At 68.3% G+C, this 7,751-nt stretch carries 4 protein-coding genes; all 4 read left to right on the top strand.

Annotated elements, in window-relative coordinates:
* The first annotated feature begins 109 nt into the window (after positions 1 to 109).
* The 4 genes from VFE28_06515 to VFE28_06500 all read left to right on the top strand — a co-directional run bounded on the left by VFE28_06515 (position 110) and on the right by VFE28_06500 (position 7,672).
* The gene (locus VFE28_06515; GenBank protein ID HZM15638.1) at positions 110 to 2,011 is read left to right on the top strand and encodes a hypothetical protein; all 1,902 of its coding nucleotides are present in this window, start codon (positions 110 to 112) and stop codon (positions 2,009 to 2,011) included.
* Positions 2,012 to 2,449: 438 nt separating this feature from the next.
* The gene (locus VFE28_06510; protein HZM15637.1) at positions 2,450 to 5,683 is read left to right on the top strand and encodes a GAF domain-containing protein; all 3,234 of its coding nucleotides are present in this window, start codon (positions 2,450 to 2,452) and stop codon (positions 5,681 to 5,683) included.
* Positions 5,680 to 6,849 (top strand): SpoIIE family protein phosphatase, encoded by a 1,170-nt coding sequence (locus tag VFE28_06505; GenBank protein ID HZM15636.1) that lies wholly within the window; start codon positions 5,680 to 5,682, stop codon positions 6,847 to 6,849. The genes VFE28_06510 and VFE28_06505 overlap by 4 nt, the downstream gene beginning before the upstream one ends.
* A 202-nt stretch (positions 6,850 to 7,051) precedes the next feature.
* A complete protein-coding gene (locus VFE28_06500; protein HZM15635.1) occupies positions 7,052 to 7,672 on the top strand; it encodes a hypothetical protein in 621 nt (206 codons plus the stop codon).
* Positions 7,673 to 7,751 lie beyond the last annotated feature (79 nt).

Below are 7,751 nucleotides of genomic sequence, written 5' to 3'. Positions count from 1 at the left end.
CTCCGCTGGAAACGTGGAGCTGGGCCTGGGCCGGATCGGTGTTCTCCCTCGGCGACTGCGGCGTGAAGCGCATCGAAGCTGGGCAGCAAAGCCGATGAAGGGCTTGGGTATGCGCCGGACACGCTTCCACAAGTGTCTCTCCTGGGTGCTGGTCACCACCGCTCTCGGCTGCGGCGACGTGGTGACCGTACCGAACGGCCAGTCCCCGTGTTTGGACTATGCCGATACCACCTCGCACATGCACTTGGCGGGCAGCCTCGACACGCCAGGGCGGGTCGTCGACGTGGCCGTCGCCGGCCGGTACGCCTTCGTCGTCGACCCCGGCGGGAGTCTTCAGGTGCTGGATCTGTCGGCTCCAGCGCGGCCCGTCCTCGTGGGCAGCATCGACACGCCAGGTCAGGCCGTGGGCGTCGCCGTTTCCGGTGCGCATGCATACGTCGCCGACGGTGAGGCGGGATTGCAGGTCGTCGACGTGTCGAATCCGACCGCGCTGGTCCTCGTGGCGGGCTTGGATACGCCTGGCCTGGCCCTCGACGTCGCGAGCGACGGTGCCTATGTCTACGTCGCCAGCACGGACTTCCTGGGTCGCGGCGGCAGTGGAAGCCTCCAGGTCATCGATGTCTCGAATGCGGCCTCTCCGGCCCTCGTCGGATCGGTGCTGCTGCCGACTGCCTTGGGGGTGACCGTCGTCGATGCCTACGCCTACGTGGCCTGCGGGTCCGCTGGACTCCGGGTGGTCGACATCTCGGAACCGGCAAATCCGAGGTCGATCGGGGAACTGCACCTGGCGAAGGACTACGCCCTCTGCGTTGCCGCCGACGGAGCGCACGCCTACGTGGGCGGTGGGCACGATAAACATTTCTATGCTGTCGACGTCACGGAACCGGCTGCTCCCACGATCGTCGGCAGGGCCGTCCTCCGGGATTTCGCCTCGGCGGTGGCCATCGTCGGTTCCCGAGTCTTCGTCGCTGCGGCCACGGGAGGCTTGCAGGTGGTCGATGGTTCGGACCCTCGCGTGCCTCGTGTCGTGGGTACCCTGTACACGCCGGGCAGTGCGCTCGGCGTGGCCATCGCTGGCTCTTTCGCCTATCTAGCCGGCGATCTCTCGGGACTCCAGGTGATCGACATCTCGAACCCGACGTCGGCGCGTGCGGAGGTGTTCGAAACTCCGGGCAGCGCCAACGACGTCGCCATCGTCGGCCCCTTCGCGTACGTGGCGGACGGCAACTGGCTGCAGAGCCTCGACGTCTCGAATCCTGCCTCGCCCAGACTCGTCGGAAGCTTGGAGTTGCCGTTCGAGGTCCGCGACCTGGCCGTCTCCGGCCCACGCGCCTACGTGACCGACACGAATCGATTGCACGTGGTCGACATCGCCGATCCGGCGGCCCCCGCGATTCTCGGTGCCGTGGAGATGCCGGCTTTCAACGAGGATGTCGCCATCTCGGGCCTCCACGCCTACGTCGTGGGGAGCTCGAGCTTCAGCGTGGTGGATGTGTCGAACCCCACGGCGCCGGTCATCGTCGGCAGCGCCAAAGTGCAGTACCCCGCGAGTGTCGTCGTCGACGGCAGCTATGCCTACGTGGTGGCGACCGCCTTCCAACTGCTCGTGCTCGATGTGTCGAACCCAACCTCTCCCGCCGTCGCGAGCAGGCTCACGGTGCCGGGCTTCCCCTGGGATGTCGCCGTCTCCGGCACCTATGCCTACGTGAGCGGCCGGCAGTCCGGCTTGACGGTGGTGGACATCTCGAATCCGGCGCAGCCGCACATTGTCGCCCGTGCCGACACGCAGGGCGAAAACTGGGGCCTCGCAGTCTCCGGCACCCACGCCTACCTGGCGCAGCAACCTCCTTCTCTGCGTGTGTTCGACATCGCCGACCCGAGCGCCCCCACGCCTCTCGGTCGCCTGGAGATGCCCGCGCCTTTCTACGAGGTCGTGGCATCAGGTTCGTATGTTTACGCCCCCTCCGGTGCGTCCGGTCTCGCCATCGTGCCCGCGCAGTGCAGCCCCTGAAGGTCCCGTAGCACCCACACCTGCCTGGGGGTTGGCCTCGCGCGGGATCATGATTGAGCACCACAAACGCAGGGCGGGGCCGGCTCGGTGTTTCACCCCAGACGACTGCGGCGTGATCCGCATCGACGCTGGACCGCAGAGCGGACCGAAGGTCTTGAATATGCACCGGGCACACTGCCGAATGTGGCTCTCCTGGGTGCTGGTGACGACGGCTCTCGGGTGTAGCGATGACCTGACGATACCGACCGACCAGAGTCTCTGCTGGGATTATGCCGACGCCAGCAGGTACCTGCACTTGGGCGGTGGGGTCGATACGCCGGGACGGGCAACGAACGTAGCCATCGATGATCGCTCCACAGGTTGAGACCATCGCGTCTCTCGTGGGCACGAGCGCAACGCACGACGGTGCGCGCTCTCCCCTCGCGCGAGCCCACCCACGTGCTACCATCCGGAATCATGGGCACCCATCCATCATCGCCAGCGGATTTCGACGCGGAAGCGCAGGAGCTGCGAGAGTTCAGGCTCTGCCAGCAGATCCTGCATGAGCTCAAGAGCGTGGGTTCCCTCGAGCGCGCCCTGCACGTGGCCCTCCGCGAGCTGGTGGAAGCCTTGGGCGCCAGCGAGGGCGTGGTCTTCGCCGCCGGCCGCGGCGATCAGCTCCGCATCGTGCACCGCATCGGCGCACGCGAATGGGACCCGGCTCTGGCGCGCGGGATCCTCGCTGCCGGGCGCGCCACGGTGCCGCCGGAAGTCCTGTACCTGTCCCTGCGGGAACGGGGCAAGGCCATCGCCGTCTTGCTCCTGGGGCGGACGCAGCCTTTCCTGCGCACGGAACTGCGGGCGTTGCTGCGCGCGGGCGAGCTGGTGAACGAGCGCCTCGATGCCCTGGCGGAAGCACGCGTCGTCGAGGTCCTGGCGCGCATCGAGCGCAAGATCGGCAGCGAGCTGCGCACGGTGGATCTTCTCTACCAGATCCTCGACGGTCTGCAGCTCCTGGTGCGCTACGACCATGGGGGCGCCATCCTGCTGGTGGATCGTGAACGCTCCCGCCTGGTGGTGCGCGCCGACAAGGTGGTGTGGCAGAAGGCCAAGAGCCCGCACATTCAGACCACGCTGGAGCTCGAGCCGGAGCTCCAAGAGCTGCTCACGGTCCGCGACCGCGCCTTCGTTCTCGGCAGCCCGCTCGGCGCCGGCGCGGTGCAGCCGCTGTTCGAAGCCGACGAAACTGCGGCGGCAACCCTGGAGCCGAAACGCTTGCAAGCTCTCTACGAGCGCTTGTGCTTCGCCTGCAGGGACAGCCAGGTGCCGCCGGAGCGCAGCATGCTCGTGGTGCCGCTCCTCTTCGGCGAGCGCCTCTTGGGGGTGCTCAAGCTCTCCGACACGGGCGCCGGGGCCTTCACGCCGGCCGACGTGGCCGTGGTCGGGCGCTTCGTGGAGAAGATGAGCACGGCGATCCGCAACGCCGATCTGTACGAGCGCCGCATCGACGAGCTCCGCGCCATCAATGAAATCGGCCAGCTCGTGACCAAGCCGCTTCCCCTCGAAACCATCGGCCGGCGCATCCTGGAGATCGTCCTCGGCGTGCTCCGCCTGCCGGTGGGCTGCCTCGAGCTCCTCGACCGCGACGCCGGCCGCCTGCGCGAGATCGCCGCCATGGGCTACACCGTGGGCAGCCCGGGTCTCGCCCTCGGCCAGGGCATCACCGGCGAGGTGGCGCGCACCGGGCAGCCCATCGTCGCCAACGACGTGACCACCCACGCGCAGTACGTGCTGCACAGCGCCGCCACGCGCTCCGAGCTCGCCGTCCCCATTCGCTTCGAGAACGTCGTCCTCGGCGTGCTCAACGTCGAGTCCTTCACGCCCAACCGCTTCCGCGAGCGCGACGTGGAATTCCTCTCCATCCTGGCCGACAAGACCGCCATCGCTCTGGAGACGCTGCAACAGCGCGAGCGCCAGCAGGCGACGCTGCAGCTGCTCTACGAGCTCTCGACGCGGCTCGCGGCGCAGGAAGATGCGCCACGTCTCCTGCAGCTCACCGCCGATCTCACCCGGGCGCACCTGAACTGCGAGGCCACGGCAGTTTTCCTGTTCGAGGAAGGACGCTATCGGCGGCGCGCCGCCGCGGGTGTGCCGGCGGATTGGTTCGCCGCGGAGAGCTACGCCACCGGCGAGGGCCTCACCGGCCGCGCCGCGGTGCTGCGCAGCGGCCGCTACCCACCGCCGGTGCTGCACAACGACGTGGAGCAGAGCGACCACACCACGGCGGAGCCGATGCAGCGCTACCGCGAGCAGCTGCACACGGGCCGCATCGCCCATCTCATCGCCACGCCGCTGGTGGAGAACCATCGTCCCATCGGCATCCTGCGCGTGCTCAACCGGCTCACCCAGGACGGTGGCCTCGCCGCCGGCGGCTTCACCAAGGCCGACGTCGAGCTCCTCTCGGCCATCGCCAGCCAGGTGTCGCTGGCTCTCGCCGACTTGCGGAAGCGCGAACGCATCCAGCAGCTGGGCGTCCGCCTCGAAGACCAGGTAAGGCGGCGCACGGAGGAAGCACAGCGTCTGGCCTCCTTCGTGGAGAACGCGCCGCTCGCCATCTTCTGGATCGATGCCAGCGGCCTCTTGCAGTTCGTCAACGAAGCGGGCGAGCAGATGTTCGGCTTCCCGGCGGACGAGCTGCGCGGCCGCCGGGTCGATGCCGCCGGCTCCGGCATCCTGGGCGATCAGTTCGACTCGCTCTCCCAGGTGGTGGAGTTCATGGGGCTGTGGTCGGGCGAGCTGGAATGCCGCCGCAGCGATGGCGGCCTGTTTCCTGTCTACCTCTCGGCGCGGGAGCTGCACGACGCCGCCGAAGTCAAACAGGGCATGGTCGTGTTCGTGCGCGACATCGCCGCCATCAAGGAGCTCGAGCGCCAGCTCATCGAAAGCGAGGGCAAGCGGGTCATGGCGGACCTGGCGAGCGGCGTCGCCCACGACGTCAACAACGCCCTCGGCGCCAGCCTGCCCATGGTGCAGGCGCTGCTGTCGGACGTGGAGGAAGGGCGTTACGATCGCGAGCGCTTCCTGGACGACCTGCGGCAGATCGAGAGCTACACCCGCATCAGCGCCCGCATCTTCAAGGGCATGCTGGCGATGGCGAGAGGCACCTACGCCATCGACCAGGTGGTGAACGTGAACGTGCGTGTCGCCACGGCGCTCGATCTGCTGGGCTTCAAGCTCGAGAAGGCGCGGGTGCGCGTGCGGCGCCGCCTGGCCGAGGATCTGCCGCCCATCCTGGCGCACCCGGGGCGGCTCGAGCAGGCTTTCCACAACCTGGTGATGAACGCCATCGACGCCATGCCCGAAGGAGGCACGCTGACCGCGCGCTCCTGGTCCGACGGCGAACGGGTCTCGGTGGTGATCGAGGACACCGGCAGCGGCATCCCGGAAGAGCTCCTGGCCCGCGTGCAGGAACCCTTCTACACCAGCAAGGGGCACGGCACCGGGCTCGGGCTGTCGGTGGTGCGCAGCATCGTCTGGGAGCACAACGGCAAGATGTCGCTGCAGAGCCGGGTCGGTCACGGCACCGCGGTGCAGCTCGAGTTCCCGGTGTTCCAGTCCGGCGCGCGGGCGGGCGCCCCTGCCGGGAGCGGCCCCAAGGCGCAGGAAGCCTCCCCGACCGGGGGGACGCCGTGAGCCCGGAGCGTCCGGCGCCGGTTCTCGCCGAGGCCCGCCCGGCGGAGACGGCGCGCATCCTCATCGTGGACGACGAGCCGGGGATCCAGAGGGCGGCGCAACGCATTCTGGAGCGCCGCCATCGCGTCACCCTCGCTTCGTCGGGGGCGCAGGCGTTGGAGATCCTCGAGACCAAGCCGCAGGACCTCGCCATCGTCGACGTGCGCATGCCCGGCATGACGGGCTTCGAGGTGCTGAAGAGCATCAAGTCGCGGCACCCCGACACCGAGGTCATCATCATGACCGGATCGGTGTCCAATCCCGACGAGAAGCTGGTGGAGTCGCTGCGCGAGCGGGCCTTCTATTTCATCCGCAAGCCTTTCGAGAAGCCGGTGCTGGAGACCCTGGTGGAGCGTTGCTTGGAACGCCAGCGGTTGGAGCGCGAGAACCGTGCCTACACCCGCACCTTGGAAGAAGACTTGGAGCGGGCCCGCGCCTTCCAGCGCCTGCTGCTGCCGGGATGGTTCCCGCGGCTGCCGGGCTTGCGCGGCGACGTGTGGTACCGGCCTTCGGAGCGCCTGGGCGGCGACTTCTACGATTTCTTCACCCTCGGCTCGACGGCGATCGGTGTCGTCCTCGCCGATGTCGCCGGTCACGGCGTGATGGCGGCGCTGTACACCGGAATGCTCAAGGCGGAGATGCGCGCCGTGCAGGAAGACTGGCGCGACCTGCGCCGGCTCTTCCGCCGGGTGAACGAGCGCCTCCTGCCGCTGGCGCGCAACCAGTTCACCACCGCGGTGCTCGCGGTGCTGGATCTCGCCAGCCGCGAGGTGCGCTACGTGAGCGCCGGGCATCCGAGCATCCTGGACGACGAGGGCCGGGCCTGGGAATCCACCGGTCCGCCCCTCGGCATCCTCCCGGGCGTCGATTTCGAGGTGCGCAGTTTCCCTCTGGGAAGCCGCCGCCGGTTGCTCTTCCACACCGACGGCATCACCGAAGCGCGTAGCGTCGGAGGTGCCGAGTTCGGCGACGAGCGCTTGCGGCGCGTCTTCGCGGCGAGCCTGACCACGCCGCCCGATGCCGCCCTCGCGGCCCTCGTGCATGGCGTGGAGGAGTTCTCCCAGGGCCGGGCGCTGGAAGACGACGCCACTGCCATCCTGCTGGAGTACTCCGCCGAGACCCCTTGAGCATCCGGTGGCGGACGGCCGTGCCATGAGCGCCGCATGCAGCCGTGGGCATCGTGCCGCGGACGGCTGTGGACGCGCGCCTGGGGCCGTCTTCCCGGGCCCGGTGGCGGCGTGGTATCATTTTCTGCCTTCGAAACGAACGACCCCTGGCGGCCCATCTCTGCCCTGCCTGCAAATGGCCGCCCCCGGAGGGACCCCATCGATGCACCGATTCCGTCGCCCGATTGCGGCTTGCCTCCTCGCCGGCCTCGGCGTCGCCACGACTTTCGCGCCGGCGGCGCAGGCCCAGCTCAACGGCGTTCTCGGCATCTACTTCGACGACCGCGCCAACGAGTGCTCGCAAACATTCGGCATGGGGCAGTCGCGGACGCTCTACGTCCTGCTCTTGCCCGAAGGCGACACGCGGGGCGGGATCAGCGGCGTCGAGTTCAGCATCGATGCCAGCGGGGCTCCCGGCTACAGCTTCTCCAACGAGCAGAGACTGCTGTCCGAGCCCAGCATGAATTTGGGCAACTCGGCCGTGGGGTCGGGGTTGAACGTGGTCAAAATGGACGGTTGTGAGAGCCGCATACCAATCCCGATCTGGCGCCTGCAGGTGACGAATGTGAGCGGCGGCAGGGACGCCTTCATCGAGATCGCCGCCAAGTCGCCGCCAGGAAACCCCACCTTCCCTTGCCCTCTGGTTACGCTCTGTAATAACCCGGTATTCACGACGGTGTGCGTAGCGCCCGACCGGGCGGTGTTCAACCCGTCTGGAGCAATGCGCTGCGGCATCGCCTCCGAGAAGTCCGATTGGGGCCGGGTAAAGGAACTGTACCGCTAGACGCGAGAAGGCGTATCCTCTGCCTGGGCGTCTTCGGGAGGAGGATCATGAGAGCATCTGCTATCGGCATCGTGGGGCT

It is taken from the genome of Candidatus Krumholzibacteriia bacterium, from assembly GCA_035649275.1.
GTDB lineage: Bacteria > Krumholzibacteriota > Krumholzibacteriia.
Note: the sequence above shows the minus strand (reverse complement) of the source record. Positions and strands in the feature narration are given on the sequence as shown.

Bases quoted from the DNA above. Each gene is read 5' to 3' on its own strand.
- VFE28_06515 (HZM15638.1), top strand. From the start codon at position 110: ATGCGCCGGACACGCTTCCACAAGTGTCTCTCCTGGGTGCTGGTCACC.
- VFE28_06500 (HZM15635.1), top strand. From the start codon at position 7,052: ATGCACCGATTCCGTCGCCCGATTGCGGCTTGCCTCCTCGCCGGCCTC.